The organism is Sphingopyxis sp. (genome assembly GCF_051861155.1).
Lineage (GTDB): Bacteria > Pseudomonadota > Alphaproteobacteria > Sphingomonadales > Sphingomonadaceae > Sphingopyxis.
On sequence record NZ_JBHYDE010000006.1, the window covers coordinates 243,964 to 266,887 of the forward strand.

Here is a 22,924-nt window from a genome sequence, read left to right on the forward strand (position 1 = left end):
GTTCATAATTTTCCTATCATAAAATTTATTGCTCAACTAGCAAAATATTCCTATGCACCGCATCACGAGCCGAGGCCGATCGTCGTCGCCCCGGTCGAGTGGAGTTTTACCGTGATCGCCATCGCCAAATCGCCCGCGCGCGAACGATCGACGCACTGCATCACCGCCCTCGCGCTGTCGTCGTTCGTCCTGGGGCTGGCAGCGACGAGCGCCGCGGCGCTCGCCCCGACACCCGGCGAAGGCGCCGTTATCCACGCTGGCGCGGTCATAACGATTCCAGGAAAGCCCGCGCTCGGCCCGACGACGATCATCGTGCACGGCAGGAAAATCGCCGAAATCCAGCCGGGCCATGTCACTGTCGCCAATCTGCCGGTCATCGATCTGAAGGACCAGACCCTGCTGCCGGGGCTGATCGACACCCATGTCCATTTCAGCTTTTCGCCCGCCACGCGCTATTGGTCGGCGGCGATCGACACCCCCGAGGATGTCGCGCTCGCCGCCTTTTCCAATGCGAAAAAGACGCTGGAGGCGGGCTTCACGACGGTTCGCGACGTTGGATCGGACGGCTATGCGATCCACGCGCTGCGCGACGCGGTCAACGACGGCATCGTCATCGGGCCGCGCATCTTCCTGTCGGGCACCTCGCTCTCGATCGTCGGCGGCCATGGCGACATGTCGGGGCTCAACCGCAAGACGACCGAGGCGCTGTTCCCCTATGACTATACCGGCGCCTGCACCGGCGCGGTCGAATGCGCGCTGCGCGTGCGCGAAGCGGCGAAATATGGCGCCGACCTGATCAAGATCACCTCGACCGGCGGCATCATGTCACAGCAGGCGCGCGGGCTGGGTCAGCACCTCAGCGACGAAGAACTGACCGCAATCGTCACCACCGCGCACAGCCTCGGCCTCAAGGTCGCGGCGCATGCGCATGGCGCGCAAGGCGTCACCGCATCGGTGCGCGCCGGGGTCGATTCGATCGAGCATGGCACGTATCTCGACGCCGGCACCGCAAAGATGATGGCGGCACGGGGGACGTGGCTGGTGCCGACGCTCGGCCTGCTCGATTCGCACGACGCCGCCGACACCGCGCGCCTCACCCCCGCGGTGCAGGCCAAGATGGCCGAGGCGCGCAAGGTGTCGGGCGACAATATCCGCCTTGCGATGCAGTACCGGGTGAACATCGCCTTTGGTACCGACGCCGGGGTGTCGCCGCACGGCGAAAACGCGCGGCAATTTCGCAAGATGGTCGAACAGGGGCCGATGACCCCGATGGCGGCGCTGCGCTCGGCCACCATCGACGCCGCGACCTTGCTCGGCCAGTCCGACAATCTCGGCACGATCGAACCGGGCAAATATGCCGACATGATTGCGGTGGCGGGCGATCCCTATCGCGACATCACCGTGCTCGAAACCGTCACCGCAGTGATCAAGGACGGCCGCCTCGTCGCGCGCCGCGCCGACTGACCGACAAATATCCAACAAACCACCGAAGAACTGGCAGACAAGACATATGAACGCTCCCGAAACCATCGCAAAATCGCTATCGACCCCGCTCACCGCCGTGACGCTTGCCGAACAGGCCGCATCGGTCTTTGACCAGCTCGGCCTTTCGCTCCGCCATCATCAGGGCGCCGACCTGCCGGTATTTTCGCCGATCGACGGGACGCAGCTCGCGGCGCTGCGCACCGATACCCCCGCCGACGTCGACACGATGGTTGCAAACGCCCGCACCGCCTTTGCCGAATGGAAGCTGGTTCCCGCGCCGCATCGCGGCGAGCTGGTCCGCCGCTATGGCGCGCTGGTGCGTGAGCACAAGGAGGCGCTGTCGCTGCTGCTGTCGATCGAGAATGGCAAGATCCTGACCGAAGCGCGCGGCGAAGTGCAGGAAGTGATCGACATCTGCGAATATGCCGTCGGCCTGTCGCGCCAGCTGTTCGGGCTGACCATCGCCTCCGAACGGCCCGAGCATCGCCTGACCGAATATTGGCACCCGATGGGCGTGCTCGGGTTGATCTCGGCGTTCAATTTTCCTGCCGCGGTGTGGGCGTGGGGGACGACCGTCGCGCTGGTCTGCGGCGACAGCGCGATCTGGAAACCGTCGGAAAAAACCCCGCTCACCGCGCTCGCCTTTGCCGGGCTGCTGGCGAAAGCGGCGGACGATTATGAGCTGGCGCCCGACCACCTGGTGCAGGTCGCGATCGGCGACGCGCGCTGCGGCACCGCGATCGCCGACCACCCAGACGTCGCGATCGTCAGCGCGACGGGCAGCGTGCGGATGGGACAGGACGTCGCGGTGCGCGTCGCCAAACGCTTCGGCCGCCCGATCCTCGAACTCGGCGGCAACAATGCCGCGATTATCGCGCCGAGCGCGGACCTTGACCTCGCCTTGCGCGGCGCGGTGTTCGCGGCGACGGGCACCTGCGGCCAGCGCTGCACCACGCTGCGCCGCCTCATCGTCCACCACAGCATCCGCGACGCCTTTGTCCGGCGCCTGATCGCAACCTTCGCCACCCTGCGTATCGGATCGCCGCTCGACGACGCCACGCACGTCGGGCCGCTGATCGACCAGATGGCCTTTGACGGCATGCAGCGCGCGCTCGAACAGGCGCGGCGCGAGGGCGGTACCGTCCATGGCGGCGAGCGCCTCGATCTCGCTGGCGCCGCCGACGGCTATTATGTTCGCCCGGCGATCGTCGAAATGCCGCAGCAAAGCGCGATCGTGTGCGAAGAAACCTTCGCCCCGATCCTCTATGTGATGGGCTATGACACGCTCGACGAAGCGATCGCGCTGCAAAACGGCGTCTCGCAAGGCCTGTCGTCGAGCATCTTTACGAGCGACGTCCGCGAGGCCGAGCGCTTCCAGTCGGCGCAGGGCAGCGATTGCGGCATCGTCAACGTCAACATCGGCACCAGCGGGGCCGAAATCGGCGGCGCGTTCGGCGGCGAGAAGGTCACCGGCGGCGGGCGTGTGTCGGGCTCCGACAGCTGGAAAAATTACATGCGCCGCGCCACCGCAACGGTGAATTATTCGGCGTCGCTGCCGCTGGCGCAGGGCGTGAAGTTCGACCTCGACATCGATCCGTGAAACAGAACCACAAGAAACAAAAATCCAAGGAGAGTGAATATGATCCCCCGCACCCTGAAACTATTGGCTTCGGCCAGCCTGCTGATGCTGACGACGCCGTCGCTCGCCATCGCCCAGGAAGGCAGCTTCCAGGGCACCTCGCTGCTCGGTCAGCGAATGGTGACCAACCCCGATCGCAACGTCGGCGTCGCCGCCGTCGCCACGCTCGAACGCGCGGCCAAGGATGCGAAGGCGGCGTTCGAAAGCAACATGACCGTCGACACCGCGACCTGGTACGGCCGTATCCTGTTCTATCAGGGCTATGTCAGGGAATCGGCGGCGGTCTATGAAACCGCGCTCAAACGCTTTCCCAATTCGGGCAAGCTGATGCGCCACCTCGCGCACCGCCATTTCTCGCTCCGCCAGTTCGACAAGTCGGTCGAGGTCGGGCTGAAGGCCGCGAAGATCTATGAGGGCCAGCCGCTCGAACGCGAAAAGCCTGGCCCCGACTATTTCCCCGGCACGCCCGACGTCGTGCAATATTATCTCTATTACCACCTCGGTCAGGCCTATTTCGCCAAGCATGATTTCGACAACGCCGCAAAATGGTTCGCCAAGTCGGCCGAATCCGCCGCGTTCAATCACGACGTCGAAGCGCGCACCGCGAACAGCTATTGGGAATATCTGTCGCTCGCGCGCGGCGGCAATCTGCGCGCGGCGCAGAAGGTGCTCGACGACTACGACCTGACGCTGTTCGAGGTTCAGCCCGACGGCAGCCCCGACACCTATTTCGACGGCCTCCAGCTGTTCAAGGGCCATCGGTCGCCCAAATCCTTTTTCAGCGCCGAAGACACCGGCCGCGCCTTTGCCACCGCCGACGGTGTCGCCGCATCGACCGCCTACAGCCTCGCCAATTATTACATCCTGATGGGCGAAGCCGAAAAGGCCAAGCCCTGGCTGCAACGCTCGATCAACGTCGACAGCTGGAGCTATTTCGCCCGGGTTCAGGCCGAGGCTGACTGGTTGCTGCTGTTTCCCGGCCAGCAGCCCTGAACTGAAAAGCCCCGAAAGCAGTCGTTCCTGCGCGTTGTCCCTGACGCGTGGGAGTGGCCGCGATCGCGGCGATAGCTCGCAGAATCGCGCAGGTTTGGGGTGGTGCACCCGACTGGATTCGAACCAGTGGCCCCCAGATTAGGAATCTGATGCTCTATCCTGCTGAGCTACGGGTGCGCCGCGGCTCGTGTAGCGGCGCTGGCCGCACAGCGTCAATTGGCCGGATCAATTAACCGCGTCGGGCGGGACGATCGGCACCAGCAGCGGCATCGCGGCGATGCCGTCGTCGCGCAGCGCCTGCGCCTCCTGCGGCGAGGCCTGGCCGTGGATCAGATCCTCGGCCGCGCGGCCTTCGTGCATCGCGCGCGCCGCGGCGGCGAAATCGCGCCCGACCCAGCGCGATTGCGGCAGCATTTCGGCCTGCTTCGCCGCGATCGCGCCCATCACCTTGCGGACCAGTTCGGGCGAAGGCGCATCCACGGTCGCAACATCGTCGGGCTTGGTCGGCGCCTTTACAGTCAGCTGGTTCGACTTGGCGCCGACGCGCGGCGCCATGACCGCCTTTTTGACCGCATGGTCACCGCACACCGGGCAGCCGATCAGCCCGCGCGCCTGCTGGTCGGCAAAGCTGTCGCTGCTCGCGAACCAGGCTTCGAAACGATGGTCTCCAGCGGCGCAGCAAAGGTCGAAGACGATCAAGGTCAGCCGCGCCCCAGCAGCGGGTCGAGCCCGCCGCGCGCATCGAGCGCCGCCATATCGTCGCTGCCGCCGATATGCTGCCCGTCGATAAAGATTTGCGGCACCGTCCGCGCGCCGCCGGCGCGTTCGACCATCGCGTCGAACCCCGCGCGGTCCATCGTCACGTCGATTTCCTGATATTCGGCGCCCTTGCGATCGAGCAGCGCCTTGGCGCGCGAGCAATAGGGGCAGAGGAATTTGGTAAACACTTCGATCTTGGCCATGCGGCTATCCTGTCACAACGGGTCCGATATATCGGAATCCAACGAAGCAAAGTCAAATATGTTGCTCGTCATCAGCGCGTCCGGAACGACGCGCGCCCAGGTGAGCGCCGACACCCGCGCCGCGCCGCTGCGCCGCAGCACTTTTGCCGCCGCGCGCAGCGTCGCGCCGCTGGCATGGACATCGTCGACCAACACGATATGGCGCCCCGCCGCGCGCGCCCTGGCGTCATCCGCCAGCGCAAATGCCCCGGCGACGATCCGCTCGCGCTCGCGCCGTCCCTTGCCGCGCAGCGATGCGGTGAGCTTGACCCGCAACAACAGATGATGGTCGCGCGCCGCGCCCGACCGGCGCGCCAGCGCGTCGGCGACCAGCGCCGCCTGGTTGAAGCCGCGCGACCACAGCCGCCAGCGGTGCAGCGGCACCGGCACCAGCAAGATGTCGCTCGTATCGCCGAGCGCCGCCAGTGGCCGCGCCATCAGCTGCGCCATCAATCGCGCATGGCCGGTGCGCCGCCCATATTTCAGCCGCAGCGCGACGGTGCGTGCAACTGGTCCATAAGCGACCGCGGCGGGCGCGCCGTCAAAGGGCGGCGGGCTGGCCAGGCAGGCCCCGCAGGCGATCGGCGCGCCGGGCAGCGCGGTCGGCAACGGGATCGAGCAATGCGAGCAGGCGGGCCCATCGAGGAAATCGAGCGACGACCAGCAGGTCAGGCAGAATTGCCGGTCTTCGCCGACGATCACCCCGCACCCGGGGCAGCGCGGCGGCAGCGCATAATCGACGATCGCGCGCGCCGCGGCCCGCAAACCGCGGGGCAATGCCCCGGGCGGCGCCTGCTTTTCTTCGACATCCCCGGTTGCCGTTGCCATCCGCCGCTTGTGAAGCATCGCCGTGGGCGGCACAAGCGGCGCATGTCGCAGCCACCCCGCCCGCTTTTTTCGCCCGCCCGCCACCGCGCCCAGCGCGACCGGCTGGCACGCCTGCCCGTATCAGCCAATTTCCTTGCGCCGATCATTGCCGAAACCTTGCGCGACCGGCTGGCGATGGTGACGCGCGATTTTCCGCGCACACTGCTCATCGGCGCGCATGACCGGGCGCTCGTCGATCATTTGCGCGGCACCGACGGCGCCCTGACGATCATCGAGGCCGGTCCCCGGCTGGCCGCGGCCAGCGGCGCGCAGGTCGTCGAGGCTGACGCGCTCGACCTGCCCTTCGCCAGTTTCGACCTGATCGTCTGGCCCGGCGGGCTCGACAGCGTGAACGACGTGCCCGGAGCATTGCTCCGCCTGCGCGCGCTGCTTGCGCCCGACGGCCTGCTCCTCGGCGCGTTCGTCGGCGACGGCAGCCTGCCGCGCCTGCGCCGGGCGGTGATGACCGACGGGGTGCGCCCGATCGCGCGGCTGCACCCACAGATCGATCTCGCGGCGATGGGCAATCTGCTTCAGCGCGTCGGGTTCGCGCTGCCGGTGGTCGATGTCGAGACGCTGACGGTGCGCTATGGCGACTGGTTTGCGCTGGTCCGCGACCTGCGTGCCGCGGGTCTATCAAGCCGTCTGACCCCTGCCCCGCCGCCGCTGACGCGCGCGGAGGCGGCGCGGATCGCCGCCGCCTTTGCCGCACAGGCCGATCCCGACGGCCGCATCGCCGAAAGCCTCCGCCTCGTTCATTTCAGCGGCTGGGCGCCGCATCCGGACCAGCCGCAACCGGCACGGCGCGGCAGCGGCACCGCGTCGCTTGCCGCCGCATTAAAGGCGAAAACCTAGATCAGCGCCTCCAGCAGGCCGATCAACGGCTTGTCGGCGGGGGGCATGGCCAGCGCATGCAGCTCGACTGGGCGCACCCAGCGGAGCGCGCTGGCGTGCCGCGCGACCGGGGTGCCGCGCCATTTGCGACAGACATAGAGCAGCAGCAGCAAATGCCGGTCACCCAGCATGTCGCTGGCGAAACAGGCGGGGGCCAGGCACGCCTGCTCGACGTCGATGCCCAGCTCCTCGGCCAGTTCGCGGATCAGCGCCTGTTCGGGGGTTTCGCCGGGCTCGATCTTGCCGCCCGGAAACTCCCACAGCCCCGCCATCGACAGCCCTTCGGGGCGCTGCTGCACCAGCAGGCGACCGTCGCGATCGACGAGCGTCGCGGCGACCACAACCAAACCGCTTTTTGGCGGTTTCACAGGGTTGGACACGGACAAATTGTTAACCTTCCTATGCAAAGATCGGCACCCTCGGGAACTCTATGTCAGTCAGGGGTGGAACAATGCGCAACATTTACAGGCTGATGCGGTCGACCAGGGCCGCCACAGCCGTCGAATATGGGCTGATATTAGCCCTGATCTTTCTCGCCGCCGTCAGCACGATCACCGACGTCGGCAATTCGACATCAACGATGTGGAACGACGTGTCATCAGCCGCCACCAGCGTGATGTAACGATTGTTCGATTTCGGGACGCGACATTCAAATTGTTCGCGCCATGCCATTAAGATTTTCAAAACCTATTCGTCATAAAACCACCGATGTTGACCCAGACCAGACCGTCAACAGGGTAAGTGAAATCAGGAGACCAGTCATGAAGTTCATCAAAAAGTTCGTTCGCGACACCAAGGCCGCGACCGCCATCGAATACGGCCTGATCGCCGCTCTGATCGCCGTCGCCGGCATCACCGCGATGGGCGCCGTTGGTAACAGCGTCAGCAACACCTTCACCACCGTTGACACCGAACTGAAGAAGTAAGCTTCTAACGGTCGGCCCGGTTCGCCGGTACAACAAAAGAAAGGGCGGTGACTTGGTCACCGCCCTTTTTTTGCCGAACTATCGGCTGGCATAGACGACAATCTTGACCTTTTGCCCCGGCGTCAACCGGCTCGACGCGGTCAGGCGGTTGAGCACCTGGAACCGCTCGGCCTGGTAATTGCTGTACGCCATGCGCCGCGCCAGGCTGGCCATCGTATCGCCGCGCCCCACCGTCACCACATCGATCCGCCGCGGTTTGATCGCCGCCGCTTCGGCCGCGCTCAGGCGCCGGACGCTGTTGAACATCGAATTGAACACGCCCGTCCCGCCGGCCTTGGTCAGCGTCACAAAGTGGAACGCGCTGCTACGTGAAAATTCATAGGCAAAGATGGTAACATCGACCTGCCCCGACTGGCTGGCGACGCGCGCGGTCGAGTAAGAGGCTGGGATGCCGTTCACCGTGGTGCGCTGCACCGCACTCGGGCTGATCGCGGTATTGCCCGCGACCGATTTGAACGCGGCGGCCATATAAGCGTTCATGTCGCCGCTGTACGGCCCGGTCGTAAACTGCGCCTGCCCGCCATTGCCGCTGACCGTCACCGCACTGGTGCCGTTCTGCATTCCGTAACCGCCCGGCACCGCAAAGCGCAGCCTGAGGTCGGGGTGGAGGAACTCATTGCCCTCGACGACGCCCTGCGCCGGATCGTCGCCGTACAGGACGTTGTCGACCGCAGCCAGAAACGCATCGGCGCCGCGCGTGCCGCCGGTGCCGCCGACGCGGCTTGCCAGTGTCTGGGCGTTGCGGACGCGCGAGGCGGGATCGGGGTGGGTGCTCGCCCATGCGGGCAGCGAGCGCGCATCGCCGCCCGACAGCCGCGCGTCGAGGTTGGTCTGGTTGGCGAGGCTCGCCAGCATCGTCGACAGCGCGAGCGGATCATAACCCGCGCTGCGCAGATACTGAACGCCCAGCTGGTCGGCCTGCAACTCCTGGCTGCGCGAAAAGCCCAAAGTCGCGAGCTGCGCGACCTGCATCGCATTGTTCTGGAGCAGTCCGCCGAGCCCGCCGAGCACACCGCCGCTGTCGCCGATCGCGCCGCCGAGCACCGCGCCGAGGACGCCGAGGATCTGGTTGCGCGTCGCCGCCGACTGGCGTTTCTTGCTGTGCTGCGCCGCAACATGGCCGACCTCGTGGCCCAGCACCCCGGCGAGTTCGGCCTCGTCGTTCATCAGCGCCATCAGCTGGCGGGTGACATAGACATAGCCGCCGGGAATCGCGAAGGCGTTGTTCACCGGCGAATTGAGCAGGGTGACGGTAAAGTCGCTGCGCGCGTTCGACAGCCCCGATTGCAGCGCGATATTCTGACCGACGCGGCCGACATAGGCCGCCTGCGGGCCGCTGTACGCGCCGCCGAACTCGGCCATCAGCTGCGGATGCGCCTCGTCGCCCTGCTTGCGTTCGGACGGCGTGATGTTGGTTGCGGTCTTGATCGCCTTCAGCTGCGCGTCGGCGGTACCGGTAAAGGCGAGGCTGGCGAGCGCCGCGGTTGCCGCCAGCCTGATCGCCAGGCCTTGTTTCTTCGTTCGGATCATCGGTTCACCTCTCCCATGCTGCGCGTCGTTCCGGGAATATCCCTTCTTCGCGGCTAAGCAAGCCGCGCCTGAACGATGGCTGGCCAGCATCTTGACGGTGAACGCAAATCGCCGCGATCGGGTTCCGCGGTTGCGGCGGATCAGGCGCGGCCCATGGCGAGAAATTTATCCTCGCGCGCGGCCAGGATCGTATCGCGCGGCAGACCCGACAGCGCGTCGAGCTCCTGCGCGATCGCATCGCCCAGCGCCGCAATCGCGGCGTCGGGGTCGCGGTGGGCGCCGCCAACGGGTTCGGGGACGATGCCGTCGATGATCTTCAGCCCCAGCAGATCCTGCGCTGACATCTTCATCGCCGCCGCGGCATCGGCCGCCTTGTCCGACGTACGCCACAGGATCGACGCACAGCCTTCGGGCGAAATCACCGAATAGACGGCATGTTCGAACATCAGCACGCGGTTCGCCGCAGCGAGCGCAATCGCGCCGCCCGACCCGCCCTCACCGACGATCGCCGCGACCATCGGGACGCCCAGCGCCAGACATTGTTCGGTCGAGCGCGCGATCGCTTCGGCCTGGCCGCGTTCTTCGGCCTGGATGCCCGGAAAGGCACCCGAGGTATCGACCAGCGTGATCACCGGCAGGCCGAAACGGTCGGCCAGCTGCATCAACCGGATCGCCTTGCGATAGCCTTCGGGCTTGGCCATGCCGAAATTATGCTTCATCCGCGACGGAATATCGTCGCCCTTTTCATGGCCGATGACCATCACGCGGCGGCCGCGAAAGCGCGCCAACCCGCCCAAAATCGCCTGATCGTCGCCGAAATTGCGGTCACCGGCCAGCGGCATCCAGTCGTCGAACAGCTCGGCGACATAATGTTTGAAATGCGGGCGGTCGGGGTGACGCGCGACCTGCGTCTTTTGCCAGGGCGTCAGCTTCGCATAAATATCGCGCAACAATTTCGAGGACTTGTCCTCCAGCCGCGCGATGTCATTGTCGATGTTGAGCGTGGGGTCGTCCCCCATTTCGCGCAGTTCGGCAATTTGCCGATCGAGCGCGGCGACCTGTTTTTCGAAGTCCAGAAAGGCTGTCATGGCGGAGAGCGCTAGGACGAAGGCGCCTTGAGGTCAACGCCATCCATTTGCGCCAGCGGATGACGCCGGTTGACCAGCTCGACCAGCCGGCGGCTATCGACATGTGTATAGATTTCGGTCGTCGCGATGTCGGCGTGCCCCAGCATCAGTTGCAAAGCACGCAGATCGGCGCCGCCTTCGAGCAGATGGGTAGCAAAGGCGTGGCGCAGCACATGCGGGCTGACCGCGGTCGGATCGATCCCGGCGCGGCCCGCCAGGTCGCGCAGCATCTGGAACAGCCGGACGCGCGACACATGGCTCTTGCCCGACGGAAACAGCCAGGGCGCGCCGTCGGTCAGCAACGGCAACCAGCGGTCGAGCGCGCCGCGGGCGCGATCGGACAACGGCGCCAGCCGCTCCTTGTCGCCCTTGCCTCGCACGATCAGATATTCGCGCTCGCCGGCGATCGCGCGGCGCGGCAGCGCCACCAGCTCGCTCGCACGCAGCCCCGATCCATAGAGAAGTTCGAGCAGCAGCAGCATCCGCACCGCCGCCGCGGGGGGAGCTTCGCCCGCCGCTTCCTCCTCGGCCTGTGCGAACAGCCGCTCGACATGGTCATGGGTCAGAATGCGCGGTAACGGGCGGCGGGTGGTGGGCCGCGCAATATCGAGGGCGGGATTGTCGGCGCGGTCGCCCTCGTCGAGCAGAAAGGCGAAAAACTGACGCAGCGCCGACAGTTTGCGCGCCGCGCTGCTCGCCGCAAGCGACTGATAATCGGCCATCAATTGGCGCAGCGCCGCTACATCGGCGGCGGCGAGCGGCCCTTTGACCCATTCGGCCGCCTGCTCCAGATCGCGGCGATAGGCCGCCAGCGTGTTGCGCGAGGCGCCGCGCTCGGCCGCCATCATCTCCAGAAAACGATCGATCGCCGCCCCGTCAGACATCGTCTGACCGCAGCGTCGGCCGCTCAGACATGGTCGATGCCCGACGCTTTGCCCGGTTCAGACACGCACCAGCGCTTCGGCGGCGATCATCCGCGCTTCGGACGCCAGCCCGACCTCGCGTAGCGCGCGGACGATGTAATAGAGGTGATAGGGCGGCACTTTCGACCATTCGCCCTGCATGCCCGCCGCGGCGAGCAAGGCGACCATCCCGGGTTCGCGCCGTTCGGCGGCGGCCATGATCGCGCGCGACCAGCGCGTCTGCTTGCCCAGATCGACCTCAAGGTCGCTCGCCGCCGACGCCGCGGCACCGGCTTCGATCCGCCCGAGCCCGGCCAGCCCCGCGAGCAGGAATTTCGAACGTAGCGCGTCGGCGCTGTCGTCATTGCCCGAAAACTGCCCGACGGTGCCCGCCGTCGTGCCGTTCAGCGGCCGCGGCGACCCGACCGCCAGCACGCCCCATGCGCGGCTGCCCACCGTCACCGTCGGCACCCACGCAATCGCATTGTCGTCGTATCCGCCAGCCAGCATCGATCCCAGCAGTTGCCATGGATCGTCGCCGACCTCGGTGCTGACCGGCAGCGCGGCGGCAGCGCGCGCGGTCGATACCATCGCGGCATAGCGCTGCACCGGGGTCGTGCCCGCGGCCCAGATGCCCTCCATCGCGGCATAACGGTCGGCGCCTCGCGCCGAGCCAAAGGCGGCGCGGAGCTGGTCGGTTTGTGCCGCCAGCGCTTCGGCAGGTTCTTCTTCGCCCGCCGCAGCGCTCAGCAACGACACATAGGCTTCGCTCGACAGCACCCCGCGCGCCGCCGCTTCGGGCGCCGCGGCGACCCGGCTCGCCATATCGGTCATCGGCGCGAGGACCGTCCAGCCCTTGATATTGGCGGGCGCGGCGGTGCGCAGCGTCTCGGGAACCGGGACTGCGGTCGCGGTCGCCATGCCGAACCGCCAGCTGGTCAGCCGGTCGATATTGTCCCATTCGATCGTCGTCGAGCGGCGGCCACTGCCCGTCGCGCCCAGCACGCGTTCGGCGAGCAGGATATCGAAATTCGAAATCCTGCCGCTCGACCGCACCCGGCCGATCGCCCAACCCGCTGGTCCGGCTTCGCCTGACAGCCCCGAACAGATCGCCGACGCCAGCCGCCACGCCTGCTCGTCGCCATGCGCCAGCCCCGCGGGCACATAAGCGCACATGCCCGCCGGATCGGCATTGGCGAGATAGGTTTGCTGCGCCGCGGCAACCAGCCGCGGGCTGGCACGGTCATAATCGACCGCCTGAACGATCCAGCGCGCTGCAATCGATTCGCCCATCCGCAGCAGCAGCGACGCGCGTTCGGCGGCGAGATCAGCGCCGTTGATCGTGTCGGGGGTGTCGATCGCCGACACGAGCGAGCGGCGGAGCAGGATCTGGCCCCAGCGCGATGCGAACTGGCCATTGGTCCGCCGCATGATCGCGGCGGCATATTGGCCGCGCACGCCAAAAGCATCGGGTCCGAGTCCGCCGGTCTCAGGGGTCAGCGGCCCGATGCGGGTGAGCAGGCGCCGCGCGCCGGGCGGCAGGTCGTATTTCAGCGTCCCGGGCTCGACCTCCTCGCCGTCCTCGCCCTCTTCATCGGCGGCTTCAGAAGGCGTCCCGGCGGTATCGGTGGCGCCGATGGTCGAGGTGACCGGCGGCGGGATCGTGCCGTTTTTGGGGGTCGAAGTCGGTGCGGTGCCGGGCGACGGGGTCGGCGTCGGGCGCGGCGCCGGCGTTTCGGGCGAATTGCCGAAACCTTCGGGCAGCAGCGATTCCTGCGCGATCGCGGGCAACACCAGCGCGGCGGCCAGCGCGGTGCCCGACAGGCCCAGGGTCAGCGTCAGCAGTTTTTTCGTCATCGCCCCGCGCTTTCGGCAATCTTGTCGGCCACGTCCACTACAATCCTTCGCACCCGGCAGGCCGGGCCGTCGTTTGTCGGCGAAAACCGTTGTTCCGCGCGTCCCGGGCGGTATAGCCGCGCGCACCATGTCGCGAAACCCGAAAAGCCCGGCGCCGAACAGCTCCAACGCGATGCCCGCCGCGATCCGCGACCGGTCGGTCGTGCTTGTGGGACTGATGGGGTCGGGAAAATCGACCGTCGGCCGCCGCCTCGCGGGTCGGCTGGGGATGCGCTTCGCCGACGCCGACGACGAAATCGAACGCGCCGCCGACATGACGATCTCCGACATTTTCGAACGCTTTGGCGAAGCGCATTTCCGCGACGGCGAACGCCGCGTGATCGCGCGGCTGCTCGCGGGTAAACCAATGGTGCTCGCCACCGGCGGCGGCGCCTTTATCAACGCCGAAACGCGGGCGCTGATCCTCCGCGACAGCCTCTGCATCTGGCTCGACGCCGACATCCCGACGCTGGTCGAACGCGTCGGGCGGCGCAGCCACCGCCCGCTGCTCAAGAACCGCGACCCCGGCGAGGTGCTGCGCGAACTGGCGGCGGTCCGCAACCCGATCTATGCCGAGGCGCATCTGCGCGTTAGTTCGGCGAGCACCCCGCACGACCACACGGTGCGCGCGATATTGGAAGCCCTGTCAAAATGGGAAGATCCGCAATGGAACAGCTGACCGTTGACCTTGGCGCCCGCAGCTATCCGATCCTGATCGGGGACGGGCTGATCCGCAGCATCGGCGAGCATGTCGCGCCGCTGCTCAAACGCCCGCGCACGATGATCGTTACCGACGCGCATGTCGCCGACCATTATCTGGTGCCGCTCGGCACCGCGCTGGCGATGGAGAATATCTCCTTCTCCTCCTTCGTCCTCGACCCCGGCGAAGCAACCAAAAGCTGGGCCGGGCTGGCGCGGCTGACCGACTGGTTGATCGGCGAAGGCGTCGAACGCAGCGACCATGTCATCGCGCTCGGCGGCGGCGTCATCGGCGATCTCGTCGGGTTCGCGTGCAGCATCGTCAAACGTGGCTGCCATTTCATCCAGGTGCCGACCACCCTCCTCGCGCAGGTTGACAGCAGCGTCGGCGGCAAGACCGCGATCAACGTCGCGGCGGGCAAGAATATGATCGGCGCCTTTCACCAGCCCGCGCTGGTCGTCATCGACCCGGCAACACTCGCCACCTTGCCGCGCCGCGATCTGGCCGCGGGCTATGCCGAGGTGGTCAAATATGGCCTGATCGACGACGCTGATTTCTTTGCCTGGTGCGAGGCAGAAGGCGCGGCGCTGCTCGCGGGCGACAGCGCGGCGCGTGCGCACGCAATCGCGCACAGCGTCGCCGCCAAAGCCCGCATCGTCGCCGCCGACGAGCGCGAGACGCAGGACATCCGCGCGCTGCTCAACCTCGGTCACAGCTTCGGCCACGCGCTCGAGGCCGAAACCGGCTATTCGGACAAGCTGCTCCACGGCGAAGCCGTCGCCGCGGGCATGGCGCTGGCGCATCGTTTCTCGGCGGCGCAAGGCCTGTGTTCGGCGGCGGACGCCGACCGCGTCGCCGCACATCTCGCCGCGGTCGGCCTGCCGCACGATCTGGCGAGCGCCGGGGTCGATGCCGACGGCGCGACCCTCGCGGCGCATATGGCGCATGACAAGAAGGTGCGCGGCGGCAAGCTGCCGCTGATCCTGACCCGCGGGATCGGGCAGAGCTTCGTTACCGATGAATTCGGGCTGGATGCGGTGGCGGCGTTTCTGGACCAGGAAAACCGCTAGAGAAGGCAAACAGTCCCAAGTCCGTTTGCCCTGAGCTTGTCGAAGGGCCGTTCTTTCTTCGCGACGCCGCAAAAGAAGAACGGTGCTTCGACAAGCTCAGCACAAACGGAATATTGGGGAGCGCAGCGCTTTACCCCGCCGCCTCGCCCTCTTCCCGCGCCAGCTTCGCCGCATGCCGCCGTTCGCGCAGCGTTTCCAGCACACTCGCCGCCTGCCGTCCGCCGCCCGCGATGAAACGATGGTCCATCCCCGCGGTCAGATCGCCTTCGCTGATCTGCACATGCAGCCGCTCGGCATCGAGGTGACGCAGCGCCTGTTCGACATCGGCGATCTCCGCTTCGCTGACGTCGATCTGCTTGAGCGCCAGTAGCCCCAACGCGATCGAGCTTTCAAAGGTCTCGCGCACCGCGCCATCGACCCCGGCGCCGTCGATCGCCATCAGCTGACGGCGGTCGAAAACCCGGGTCAGGATTTTCGCGTTCGGAAACGCCTTGACGATCGGCGCCAGCACCGCGGCGTCGATGCTGCGATCGTCGGTGCAAAAGATGATCAGCCGCGCCTGTTCGGCATCGGCGCGGCGCAGCACGTCGACGCGCAGCCCGTCGCCATAATAGACTTTGGTATTGTAGCGCCCCGACGTCTCGATCTGGCTGGCCTTCTTGTCGATCAGCGTCACCGAACAATCGACCGCGTTCAGCATCTGCGTCACGATCTGCCCGAAGCGCCCGTACCCGACGACGATCGCCGACCCGCGCGGCGCATGTTCGGGATCGTCGAGTTCGGCTTCGACGCTTTCGGGGGCGAATTCCAGGTTGCGCGCGAACAGCATCAGGAACGGCGTCGACACCATCGACAGCGTCACGACGGCGCTGAACAGGCTGGCGGCTTCGGGCGCGATCAGTTGCGCCTCGGTCGCCTGGGTGAACAGCAGAAAGCCGAATTCGCCGCCCTGGCTGAGCAGCAGGCCAAGCCCCAGCGCGACGCTCCACGGCTTGCCGAACAGGCGGACGATGACGGTCAGCACCGCGACCTTCACCGCGACCAGCCCCGCGGCAAGCGCGACGACGCGCAGCGGATCGTCGCGAATGACATTAAGGTCGAGCACCATGCCGACCGCGAGGAAGAACAACCCGAGCAGCACGAGGCGAAAGGGTTCGACGTCGGCCTCGATCTCGTGCCGGTATGGCGAATCTGCGAGCATCACGCCGGCGATAAACGCGCCGAGCGCGGTCGACAGGTGCAGGCTGTGCATGAACGCCGCGCTGGCGAGGACGACGAGCAATCCGACGACGACGAACAGCTCGCGCTCGCCATAGCGGCCGATGATCCGCAGCAACGGGTTGACGACAAAGCGCCCGGCAAGGACGAGGACGATGATCGCCCACACCGTAAAGAACGCGGTTTCCCAACCCGGCGGGGCGTCAGGGTTGGCGGGCGCGCGCGATAACGCCGCGACGATCGTAATCATCGGCACGATCGCCAGATCTTGGAACAACAGGATCGAAAACGCCTTTTCGCCGAAGGGCGAATTGATCCGCCCCGAGCTTTTCAGGCTGGGCAGCACCTGCGCGGTCGACGACAGCGCCAGCGGCAGCCCGAGCGCCAGCGCCGCCTGCCAGCTGAAACCCAAGGTCAGGAAAATCAGCCCGCTGAGCACCAGCCCGGTCACCACGACCTGCGCCAGCCCCAGCCCAAAGATCGCGCGGCGCATGTCCCACAGCCGCCGCGGATGGAGTTCGAGGCCGACGAGGAAGAGCAGGAAAGCGATACCGATTTCGGCAAAGGCGAGCTTCGATTCGCCGCCGCCGACCAGCCCCAGTCCATAGGGACCGACCAGCGACCCCGCGATCAGATAGCCGAGCACCGCGCCAAGGCCGAGACGGCGGAACAGCAGCACGAACAAGGTCGCGACCCCCAGCAGGATCGCGCCTTCGATCAGCGCGGTATCGGTGACCTTTTCGGCCGCCACGTCGGTTGCCGCCGCGGTCAGCGCCAGCAGGTTCACACCCGCGCGCCCTGTTTTTCGAGCGCCAGGATCGCGGCGTCGAACGGCAGGAGGATCGCCCCCTGCCGCGCCGGATAGTCGCGCGCGGGGGCGAGCAGGTCAAAGCCCGGCCAGTCGGGAACCTCGCCCGTGCCGCCGAACCAGCCCGCGATCGCCTCGCGCGCCTCGCGGATCTCGTCGCGGCTGCGTCCTTTGACGTGACGCGCCAGCAGCGTCGCCGCCGCCTGTCCCAAGGCGCAGGCTTCGACGTGCATGCCGATTCCGGTCACCCGCCCCGCGTCATCGGCGTCGAGGTCGAGCAGGATGCGGCTGCCGCACAGCGGCGCCCGCGCCGTCGCGTGAAAGCGCGCATCGGGATTGGGCAGATGGTCAGCGGTCGCCACCGCCAGCGCCAAAATGTCGCGATTGTACAGCGGCGCGCTCATGGTGTTGCCGCTTCGGCCTCGGCCTCGCGCGCTTCGGCGCGGCGCTCGGCGATCACCTTGCTCAGCGCCTGGCTCGTCGCATTGAGCGCCGGATAGGTGCGGCTGTCGGTCATCCACGCCGGGCGCTGCGCGTTGCCGTATCCGATGTCGTAGAGCAGCGTCAGCACCATGAAGCCGAGCGCCGCGATCATCAGCCCCTTCACCGCGCCGAACCCCGCCCCCAGCCCGCGGTCAAAACCGCCGACGAGCGAGGCGCGGCTGCGCTGGCCCATCGCGCGCGATCCCCATTTGGCAAAAGCAAAGACGCCGCCGAACAGCAGCACGAACGCCAGCATCGCCGCCCCGCCGCCGCTGCCGACCCAACCGGTGAGCAGGTCGGTGACAGCCGGATGAAAGAAGCGCACCGCCGCGATCGCCAGGATCCAGGCGAGCAACGTCGTCACTTCCTGCACCAGGCCGCGCGAAAAACCGAGCACCGCGCTGCCGCCGACGAGCGTCAGTACGAGGATATCCAGAGCTGTCAGACTTCCCATTCAGGGGTGGCTAGTCGCGACCGAGCATCAGGTCAACGAGTTCGCCGAGCCGTTCGAAACCGGTCACCGCTATTCCGCCGACCGGCTTCATCCCCTGCGGCCCCCAGCCGCGCGAAAAACCCAGCTTTGCCGCTTCGCGCAGCCTGAGGCCGTCGTGCGACACCTGCCGCACCTCACCCGACAGCGACAATTCGCCGAACACGATCGCGTCGGCGGGCACCGGCCGCTCGCTGAACGCCGAAATCAGCGCCGCGGCGACCGCCAGATCGGCGGCGGGGTCGGTGAGCCGGTAGCCGCCCGCAATGTTCAGATAGACTTCGGCGGCGCCCATTTGCAGCCCGCAGCGCGCCTCCAAGACCGCCAGCACCATCGCCAGCCGCCCGCTGTCCCAGCCGACCACCGCCCTTCGCGGCGTCGCCCCGCTCGCCAGCCGCACGGTCAGCGCCTGCACCTCGACCAGCACCGGGCGGGTACCTTCGAGTGCCGGAAACACCACCGATCCCGGAACATCGCGGCTGCGGTCGGTCAGGAACAGGCTCGACGGGTTCGCCACCTCGCCCAGCCCCTCCTCGCCCATCGCGAACACCCCGATCTCGTCGGTGCCGCCAAAGCGGTTCTTCACCGCGCGCAGGATACGATATTGATGACTGCGCTCGCCCTCGAACGCCAGCACGGTGTCGACCATATGCTCCAGCACGCGCGGCCCCGCGATCGTCCCGTCCTTGGTGACATGGCCGACCAGCACGATCGCGGCGTCGCTGTCCTTGGCATAGCGGATCAATTCCTGCGCGCTCGCGCGGACCTGGCTGACCGTCCCCGGCGCGCTGTCGATCAGGTCGCTGTGCATCGTCTGGATCGAATCGATCACGACAAAATCGGCGGTCTGCCGATCGAGCGTCGCCAAAATATCGCGCACCGACGTCGCGCTCGCCAGCGCCACCGGCGCATTGCCCAGCCCCAGCCGCTGGGCGCGCAGCCGCACCTGCGCCGCCGCTTCCTCGCCGCTGATATAGACCACCGACTTGCCCGCCTGCGCGAGCCGTCCCGCCGCCTGGAGCAGCAAGGTCGATTTGCCGATCCCCGGATCGCCGCCGATCAGCGTCGCCGACCCCGCGACGAAGCCGCCGCCCAGCGCGCGGTCGAATTCGGCGATCCCGCACAGCATCCGCTCGGGCATCTTGCTCTCGGCATTCAGCGTTTCGAGCGCAATCGTCCGCCCGCCTTTGCTCAGGTCATGCTTGGCCGAAAAGACGGTCTCGCCCGCCTCTTCGACCAATGTGTTCCACTCGCCGCAATCGGCGCACTGCCCCTGCCAGCGATAGGTGGCGGAGCCGCAATTCTGACAGACATATTGACGTTTTGCTTTGACCATGACTGGCGCATAATCGGAACAAAGATGGAACGCCAGCAGTTTCAAACCGTCGTCACCCCGGACTTGATCCGGGGTCCATGCGGCGCCGCTGCAATGGATGCCGGATCAAGCCCGGCATGACGATTGATGGACAGGACGGTTCAGTTTTCTCCGTCGTTGCTCTAGGGCGATCACCAATCCGAATCGCCCTTCCGACAGAAAGCCCGTCCCATGAAATTCTTCGCCGACACCGCCGAAATCGCCGACATCCAGGAACTCGCCGCGACCGGCCTGCTCGACGGGGTCACCACCAACCCGTCGCTGATCGCCAAGTCGGGGCGCGATTTCAAGGAAGTGACCCGCGAAATCTGCGCGCTGACCACTGGCCCCGTGTCGGCGGAAGTCGTCGCGCTCGACCATGCAACGATGATGAAAGAGGCCGAAATCCTCCGCAAGATCGCCCCCAATGTCTGCATCAAGGTGCCGCTGACAATCGACGGGCTGAAAACGTGCAAGGCGCTGACCGGCGACGGCACGATGGTCAATGTCACGCTCTGCTTCTCGGCGGCGCAGGCGCTGCTTGCGGCAAAGGCTGGCGCGACCTTCGTCTCGCCCTTCGTCGGCCGTCACGACGACAATGGCTTCGACGGGATGCAGCTGATCTCCGACATCCGGCTGATCTACGACAATTACGGCTATGAGACCCAAATCCTCGTCGCCAGCGTCCGCCACGGCATCCATGTCCTCGAGGCCGCGAAGATCGGCGCCGACGTGATGACCGCGCCGCCGTCGGTCATCAAGGGGTTGTTCAAGCATATCCTGACCGAAAAGGGCATCGAAGGCTTCCTCGCCGACTGGGCGAAGACCGGCCAGTCGATCTAAAAAGCCGTCACCCCCGCGAAGGCGGGGGCCGCTGTCGGTTTAGTCCTACATAGCCGCATAAACCGCTAGCGGCCGCCGCCGTCGCGGGGCGACGATTGTTCCTCCGCCCTTTCCAGTTGACGTAAACGTCAACCAACCGCGATACTCCCCCGAAAGGGAGAGATTCGCGATGACCGACACCACCATTCTCACCGAACGCCGCGGGCATGTGCTGATCGTCACGATCAACCGGCCCGAGGCGCGCAACGCGGTCAACGCCGCGGTCCATATCGGCATCGGCACTGCGCTCGAAACCGCCGAAACCGATCCCGAAATCCGCGCCGTCGTCATCACCGGCGCGGGCGACAAGAGCTTCTGCGCGGGCGCCGATCTGGTCGCCCTATCCCGCGGCGAAAGCCTCTATCCCGACGATCCGGTGCAGCAGGCGTGGGGCTTTGCGGGCATGGTGTTGCATCCGATCTCGAAGCCGATCATCGCCGCGGTCAATGGCTTCGCCTTTGGCGGCGGCTGCGAGATCGCGCTGATGAGCGACATCATTGTCGCCGCCGATCATGCGCAATTCGGCCTGCCCGAGGTCAAGGTCGGGCTTTTCGCCGCAGCGGGCGGCGCCTTTCGCCTCGCGCAGCAACTGCCGAAGAAGCTGGCGATGGAATATATGCTGACCGGCGACCCGATCCCCGCCGCGCGCGCCGCCGAGTTCGGCCTCGTCAATCATGTCGTGCCGCTTGCCGACCTGCTGCCCACCGCGATTTCGCTCGCCGAAAAGATCGCCGCCAACGCGCCGCTGTCGGTGCAGGCGTCGAAACGCGTCGCGCTCGGTATCCACGACGGCCGCATCGCCGCCGACGCGCCCTTTTGGGAAGCCAACACGCTCGAACGCACCGCGCTGATGCGCAGCGAAGACGCGCGCGAAGGTCCGCGCGCCTTTGCCGAAAAGCGCAAGCCCGAATGGAAGGCGCGCTGATATGATGACCTTTGACGCCCTCCCTTTTCCGTTCGCATCGAGCCCTTCGACTGCCCTGCGGGCGCTCACGATAAACTTCCGGCGAATGCCGGAAGTCGAGATGCCCATCGGCTTGGCGCCTTCCCTCGGGGTGTCTCGACTTCGCTCGACACGAACGGAGAATTTGGATGACTGATCCCGAACGCATCCCTGTCATCATCGGCGTCGGGCAGATCAACGACCGCCCCGCCGATCCCGACGACGGACTCGATTCGCTTGGGCTAATGGTCGCGGCGCTGAAGCTCGCAGCGGAAGATGCAGGCATCTCGCTGGCCGACCTCGACAGCCTGGCGATCGTCGATCAGATCAGCTTCCACCATCTTGGCAAGCTGTGCGAACCGCTGGCCGCCGCAATCGGCGCGACCCCCGCGATCAACTACCAGTCCGCCGCGCCGCACGGCGACACCCCGGTGCGCCTGCTCAACGAGGCGGCGAACCGCATCGGCGCGGGCGAAGTCAAACTCGCCGCCATCGTCGGCGGCGAAGCGCTGCGCACCGCCGCGGGCCGCGCCGCGAAAGCGGCGAGCGGCGAGGACAAAAGCTATAATGCGATCCGTCAGGTCGCGACGCGGCGCGAGCCCAATTATGCGCAGAAGCACGGCCTGTCGGCGCCCGTCGATGTCTATCCGCTTTATGAAAATGCGACCCGCGCCGCGTGGGGACAGAGCCTGGCCGACGCGCAGGCCGAAAGCGCTGAAATCTGGTCGCGCTTTTCCGAGGTCGCCGCCGCGAACGACGGCGCCTGGATCCGCAAGCCCGCTTCCCCCACCGACATCCTGACCGTCGATGAACGCAACCGGCCGATCGCCTTTCCCTATTCGAAGCTGATGGTCGCCAATTCGTCGGTCAATCAGGGCGCGGGCTTTATCGTTGCCAGCCTTGCCGAAGCGTGGCGGCGCGGCATCCCCGAGGACCGCCTGATTTATGTCGGCATGGGCGCCGCGGCCAAGGAACCGCCCAGCATCCTCCACCGCGATCGCTATGACGGCAGCGTCAGCATGGCAACGTCGATCACCCGCACCCTCGCGCTCAATGGCATGACCGCGGCGGATTTCGACCATGTCGAACTCTACAGCTGCTTTCCTTGCGTGCCCAAGATGGCGCGGCGTATTCTCGGCTGGCCGGTCGATCGTCCCGCCACCGTGTTCGGCGGCCTGACCTTTGGCGGTGGCCCGATCGCCAATTATATGAGCCATGCGATCGTCTCGATGGTCGATCGGCTGCGCGCCGAGGGCCGCTATGGCTTTCTGTTCGCCAACGGCGGGTTCGCCACCGACAATCACTGCATCGTGCTGGGGCGCGAGCCGATCGCGGCAGCCAGCTTCCCGCAGGATTTCGATTATCAGGCCGAGGCCGAAGCGCAGCGCGGCGCGGTGCCCGATCTGATCGAGGATTATGCCGGGTCGGCGACGATCGAAAGTTACACGATATTCTACGGCCGCGACGGCACCCCCAAGGCCGGCGTCGTCGTCGCGCGCACCCCGGGCGGCGCCCGCACGCTGGCGCATGTCGATGTGACCGACACGGCGATGCTGACCTTGCTGACCGACGGCACCGCCGAGCCGATCGGCATGGCGGGCGAGGTGGTGGCGCTGGGCGATGGGTTCGGCTGGCGCGCGGCCTAACATGTACCCG

23 protein-coding genes and 1 tRNA gene are annotated in these 22,924 nt (G+C 66.6%); 10 read left to right on the plus strand and 14 right to left on the minus strand.

Annotated features, from left to right (window positions below; all coding sequences use genetic code 11):
- Nucleotides 1–111: 111 nt before the first annotated feature.
- Genes ACTIFP_RS12905 through ACTIFP_RS12915 form a run of 3 tightly spaced genes read left to right on the plus strand, consistent with a single transcriptional unit; the run spans nt 112 to nt 4,117 of the window.
- Nucleotides 112–1,464 carry an amidohydrolase family protein gene (locus tag ACTIFP_RS12905; protein WP_439569108.1) on the plus strand — a complete coding sequence of 451 codons (1,353 nt, stop codon included), beginning with the start codon at nt 112–114 and terminating at the stop codon, nt 1,462–1,464.
- 46 nt (nt 1,465–1,510) lie between these two features.
- Nucleotides 1,511–3,085, plus strand: coding sequence for an L-piperidine-6-carboxylate dehydrogenase (amaB, locus tag ACTIFP_RS12910; protein WP_439569109.1), 1,575 nt, complete (start codon nt 1,511–1,513; stop codon nt 3,083–3,085).
- A gap of 39 nt (nt 3,086–3,124) precedes the next feature.
- On the plus strand, nt 3,125–4,117 hold the full coding sequence (locus ACTIFP_RS12915; RefSeq protein ID WP_439569110.1) for a tetratricopeptide repeat protein: 993 nt from the start codon (nt 3,125–3,127) through the stop codon (nt 4,115–4,117).
- Between the two features lie 100 nt (nt 4,118–4,217).
- On the opposite strand, the gene ACTIFP_RS12920 is transcribed toward ACTIFP_RS12915, so the two are convergent.
- The 4 genes from ACTIFP_RS12920 to ACTIFP_RS12935 form a co-directional block, all read right to left on the minus strand.
- Nucleotides 4,218–4,294 (minus strand) — tRNA-Arg (locus ACTIFP_RS12920).
- A gap of 48 nt (nt 4,295–4,342) precedes the next feature.
- Nucleotides 4,343–4,816 carry a DUF1178 family protein gene (locus ACTIFP_RS12925; RefSeq protein WP_439569111.1) on the minus strand — a complete coding sequence of 158 codons (474 nt, stop codon included), beginning with the start codon at nt 4,814–4,816 and terminating at the stop codon, nt 4,343–4,345.
- Between the two features lie 2 nt (nt 4,817–4,818).
- Nucleotides 4,819–5,079: a glutaredoxin 3 gene (gene grxC, locus ACTIFP_RS12930; protein ID WP_439569112.1), complete on the minus strand. Its 261-nt coding sequence runs from the start codon at nt 5,077–5,079 to the stop codon at nt 4,819–4,821.
- Nucleotides 5,080–5,091: 12 nt separating this feature from the next.
- Nucleotides 5,092–5,946 (minus strand): double zinc ribbon domain-containing protein, encoded by an 855-nt coding sequence (locus ACTIFP_RS12935; RefSeq protein ID WP_439569113.1) that lies wholly within the window; start codon nt 5,944–5,946, stop codon nt 5,092–5,094.
- A gap of 42 nt (nt 5,947–5,988) precedes the next feature.
- Between ACTIFP_RS12935 and ACTIFP_RS12940 the strand changes: the two genes are divergently transcribed.
- A complete protein-coding gene (locus ACTIFP_RS12940; RefSeq protein ID WP_439569114.1) occupies nt 5,989–6,840 on the plus strand; it encodes a methyltransferase domain-containing protein in 852 nt (283 codons plus the stop codon).
- Here ACTIFP_RS12940 and ACTIFP_RS12945 read toward each other — a convergent pair.
- Nucleotides 6,837–7,247, minus strand: coding sequence for a (deoxy)nucleoside triphosphate pyrophosphohydrolase (locus ACTIFP_RS12945; protein ID WP_439569115.1), 411 nt, complete (start codon nt 7,245–7,247; stop codon nt 6,837–6,839). The genes ACTIFP_RS12940 and ACTIFP_RS12945 overlap by 4 nt on opposite strands.
- Before the next feature lie 94 nt (nt 7,248–7,341).
- Nucleotides 7,342–7,551 (minus strand): hypothetical protein, encoded by a 210-nt coding sequence (locus tag ACTIFP_RS12950; protein ID WP_439569116.1) that lies wholly within the window; start codon nt 7,549–7,551, stop codon nt 7,342–7,344.
- A gap of 89 nt (nt 7,552–7,640) precedes the next feature.
- Between ACTIFP_RS12950 and ACTIFP_RS12955 the strand changes: the two genes are divergently transcribed.
- Nucleotides 7,641–7,805, plus strand: coding sequence for a Flp family type IVb pilin (locus ACTIFP_RS12955; RefSeq protein WP_439569117.1), 165 nt, complete (start codon nt 7,641–7,643; stop codon nt 7,803–7,805).
- A 78-nt stretch (nt 7,806–7,883) separates the two neighbouring features.
- Here the strand turns inward: ACTIFP_RS12955 and ACTIFP_RS12960 are convergent, their stop codons facing one another.
- The 4 genes from ACTIFP_RS12960 to ACTIFP_RS12975 form a co-directional block, all read right to left on the minus strand.
- Complete coding sequence (locus ACTIFP_RS12960) at nt 7,884–9,395, minus strand: M48 family metalloprotease (protein WP_439569118.1); 1,512 nt, start codon at nt 9,393–9,395, stop codon at nt 7,884–7,886.
- A gap of 140 nt (nt 9,396–9,535) precedes the next feature.
- Nucleotides 9,536–10,483 carry an acetyl-CoA carboxylase carboxyltransferase subunit alpha gene (locus ACTIFP_RS12965; protein ID WP_439569119.1) on the minus strand — a complete coding sequence of 316 codons (948 nt, stop codon included), beginning with the start codon at nt 10,481–10,483 and terminating at the stop codon, nt 9,536–9,538.
- A gap of 11 nt (nt 10,484–10,494) precedes the next feature.
- Nucleotides 10,495–11,406, minus strand: coding sequence for a tyrosine recombinase (locus ACTIFP_RS12970; protein WP_439569120.1), 912 nt, complete (start codon nt 11,404–11,406; stop codon nt 10,495–10,497).
- Nucleotides 11,407–11,463: 57 nt separating this feature from the next.
- A complete protein-coding gene (locus ACTIFP_RS12975; protein WP_439569121.1) occupies nt 11,464–13,281 on the minus strand; it encodes a hypothetical protein in 1,818 nt (605 codons plus the stop codon).
- 127 nt (nt 13,282–13,408) lie between these two features.
- Here ACTIFP_RS12975 and ACTIFP_RS12980 point away from each other — a divergent pair, with 127 nt between their 5' ends.
- Together ACTIFP_RS12980 and aroB are read left to right on the plus strand one after the other, a co-directional pair.
- Nucleotides 13,409–13,999: a shikimate kinase gene (locus tag ACTIFP_RS12980; RefSeq protein WP_439569122.1), complete on the plus strand. Its 591-nt coding sequence runs from the start codon at nt 13,409–13,411 to the stop codon at nt 13,997–13,999.
- Nucleotides 13,987–15,090 carry a 3-dehydroquinate synthase gene (aroB, locus tag ACTIFP_RS12985; RefSeq protein ID WP_439569123.1) on the plus strand — a complete coding sequence of 368 codons (1,104 nt, stop codon included), beginning with the start codon at nt 13,987–13,989 and terminating at the stop codon, nt 15,088–15,090. The genes ACTIFP_RS12980 and aroB overlap by 13 nt, the downstream gene beginning before the upstream one ends.
- A gap of 130 nt (nt 15,091–15,220) precedes the next feature.
- Here aroB and ACTIFP_RS12990 read toward each other — a convergent pair whose 3' ends face one another.
- The 4 genes from ACTIFP_RS12990 to radA are packed head-to-tail and all read right to left on the minus strand — an operon-like array spanning nt 15,221 to nt 19,425.
- Nucleotides 15,221–17,095: a cation:proton antiporter domain-containing protein gene (locus ACTIFP_RS12990; RefSeq protein WP_439569124.1), complete on the minus strand. Its 1,875-nt coding sequence runs from the start codon at nt 17,093–17,095 to the stop codon at nt 15,221–15,223.
- Nucleotides 17,092–17,520, minus strand: a complete 429-nt coding sequence (locus ACTIFP_RS12995; RefSeq protein WP_439569125.1) for an iron-sulfur cluster assembly scaffold protein — start codon at nt 17,518–17,520, stop codon at nt 17,092–17,094. The genes ACTIFP_RS12990 and ACTIFP_RS12995 overlap by 4 nt, the downstream gene beginning before the upstream one ends.
- Complete coding sequence (locus ACTIFP_RS13000) at nt 17,517–18,053, minus strand: CvpA family protein (RefSeq protein ID WP_439569126.1); 537 nt, start codon at nt 18,051–18,053, stop codon at nt 17,517–17,519. Before ACTIFP_RS13000 ends, ACTIFP_RS12995 begins: the two co-directional genes overlap by 4 nt.
- 10 nt (nt 18,054–18,063) lie before the next feature.
- The gene (gene radA, locus ACTIFP_RS13005) at nt 18,064–19,425 is read right to left on the minus strand and encodes a DNA repair protein RadA (protein WP_439569127.1); all 1,362 of its coding nucleotides are present in this window, start codon (nt 19,423–19,425) and stop codon (nt 18,064–18,066) included.
- A 210-nt stretch (nt 19,426–19,635) separates the two neighbouring features.
- Between radA and fsa the strand changes: the two genes are divergently transcribed.
- The 3 genes from fsa (at nt 19,636) to ACTIFP_RS13020 (ending at nt 22,914) form a co-directional block, all read left to right on the plus strand.
- Nucleotides 19,636–20,286, plus strand: coding sequence for a fructose-6-phosphate aldolase (fsa, locus tag ACTIFP_RS13010; RefSeq protein ID WP_439569128.1), 651 nt, complete (start codon nt 19,636–19,638; stop codon nt 20,284–20,286).
- Nucleotides 20,287–20,455: 169 nt separating this feature from the next.
- On the plus strand, nt 20,456–21,250 hold the full coding sequence (locus ACTIFP_RS13015) for a crotonase/enoyl-CoA hydratase family protein (protein ID WP_439569129.1): 795 nt from the start codon (nt 20,456–20,458) through the stop codon (nt 21,248–21,250).
- 167 nt (nt 21,251–21,417) lie between these two features.
- Entirely contained in the window at nt 21,418–22,914 is a 1,497-nt protein-coding gene (locus ACTIFP_RS13020) for an acetyl-CoA acetyltransferase (protein ID WP_439569130.1), read from the plus strand.
- Nucleotides 22,915–22,924 lie beyond the last annotated feature (10 nt).

Excerpts from the sequence above, each read along its gene's own strand:
- ACTIFP_RS12960 (WP_439569118.1), bottom strand. The coding sequence starts at position 9,395 with ATGATCCGAACGAAGAAACAAGGCCTGGCGATCAGGCTGGCGGCAACC.
- radA (WP_439569127.1), bottom strand. The coding sequence starts at position 19,425 with ATGGTCAAAGCAAAACGTCAATATGTCTGTCAGAATTGCGGCTCCGCC.
- ACTIFP_RS12975 (WP_439569121.1), bottom strand. The coding sequence starts at position 13,281 with ATGACGAAAAAACTGCTGACGCTGACCCTGGGCCTGTCGGGCACCGCG.
- ACTIFP_RS12950 (WP_439569116.1), bottom strand. The coding sequence starts at position 7,551 with ATGGCATGGCGCGAACAATTTGAATGTCGCGTCCCGAAATCGAACAAT.
- aroB (WP_439569123.1), top strand. The coding sequence starts at position 13,987 with ATGGAACAGCTGACCGTTGACCTTGGCGCCCGCAGCTATCCGATCCTG.
- ACTIFP_RS13000 (WP_439569126.1), bottom strand. The coding sequence starts at position 18,053 with ATGGGAAGTCTGACAGCTCTGGATATCCTCGTACTGACGCTCGTCGGC.
- ACTIFP_RS13015 (WP_439569129.1), top strand. The coding sequence starts at position 20,456 with ATGACCGACACCACCATTCTCACCGAACGCCGCGGGCATGTGCTGATC.
- fsa (WP_439569128.1), top strand. The coding sequence starts at position 19,636 with ATGAAATTCTTCGCCGACACCGCCGAAATCGCCGACATCCAGGAACTC.
- ACTIFP_RS12965 (WP_439569119.1), bottom strand. The coding sequence starts at position 10,483 with ATGACAGCCTTTCTGGACTTCGAAAAACAGGTCGCCGCGCTCGATCGG.
- ACTIFP_RS13020 (WP_439569130.1), top strand. The coding sequence starts at position 21,418 with ATGACTGATCCCGAACGCATCCCTGTCATCATCGGCGTCGGGCAGATC.
- ACTIFP_RS12980 (WP_439569122.1), top strand. The coding sequence starts at position 13,409 with ATGTCGCGAAACCCGAAAAGCCCGGCGCCGAACAGCTCCAACGCGATG.
- ACTIFP_RS12970 (WP_439569120.1), bottom strand. The coding sequence starts at position 11,406 with ATGTCTGACGGGGCGGCGATCGATCGTTTTCTGGAGATGATGGCGGCC.
- ACTIFP_RS12935 (WP_439569113.1), bottom strand. The coding sequence starts at position 5,946 with ATGGCAACGGCAACCGGGGATGTCGAAGAAAAGCAGGCGCCGCCCGGG.
- ACTIFP_RS12995 (WP_439569125.1), bottom strand. The coding sequence starts at position 17,520 with ATGAGCGCGCCGCTGTACAATCGCGACATTTTGGCGCTGGCGGTGGCG.
- ACTIFP_RS12940 (WP_439569114.1), top strand. The coding sequence starts at position 5,989 with ATGTCGCAGCCACCCCGCCCGCTTTTTTCGCCCGCCCGCCACCGCGCC.
- ACTIFP_RS12915 (WP_439569110.1), top strand. The coding sequence starts at position 3,125 with ATGATCCCCCGCACCCTGAAACTATTGGCTTCGGCCAGCCTGCTGATG.
- ACTIFP_RS12955 (WP_439569117.1), top strand. The coding sequence starts at position 7,641 with ATGAAGTTCATCAAAAAGTTCGTTCGCGACACCAAGGCCGCGACCGCC.
- amaB (WP_439569109.1), top strand. The coding sequence starts at position 1,511 with ATGAACGCTCCCGAAACCATCGCAAAATCGCTATCGACCCCGCTCACC.
- grxC (WP_439569112.1), bottom strand. The coding sequence starts at position 5,079 with ATGGCCAAGATCGAAGTGTTTACCAAATTCCTCTGCCCCTATTGCTCG.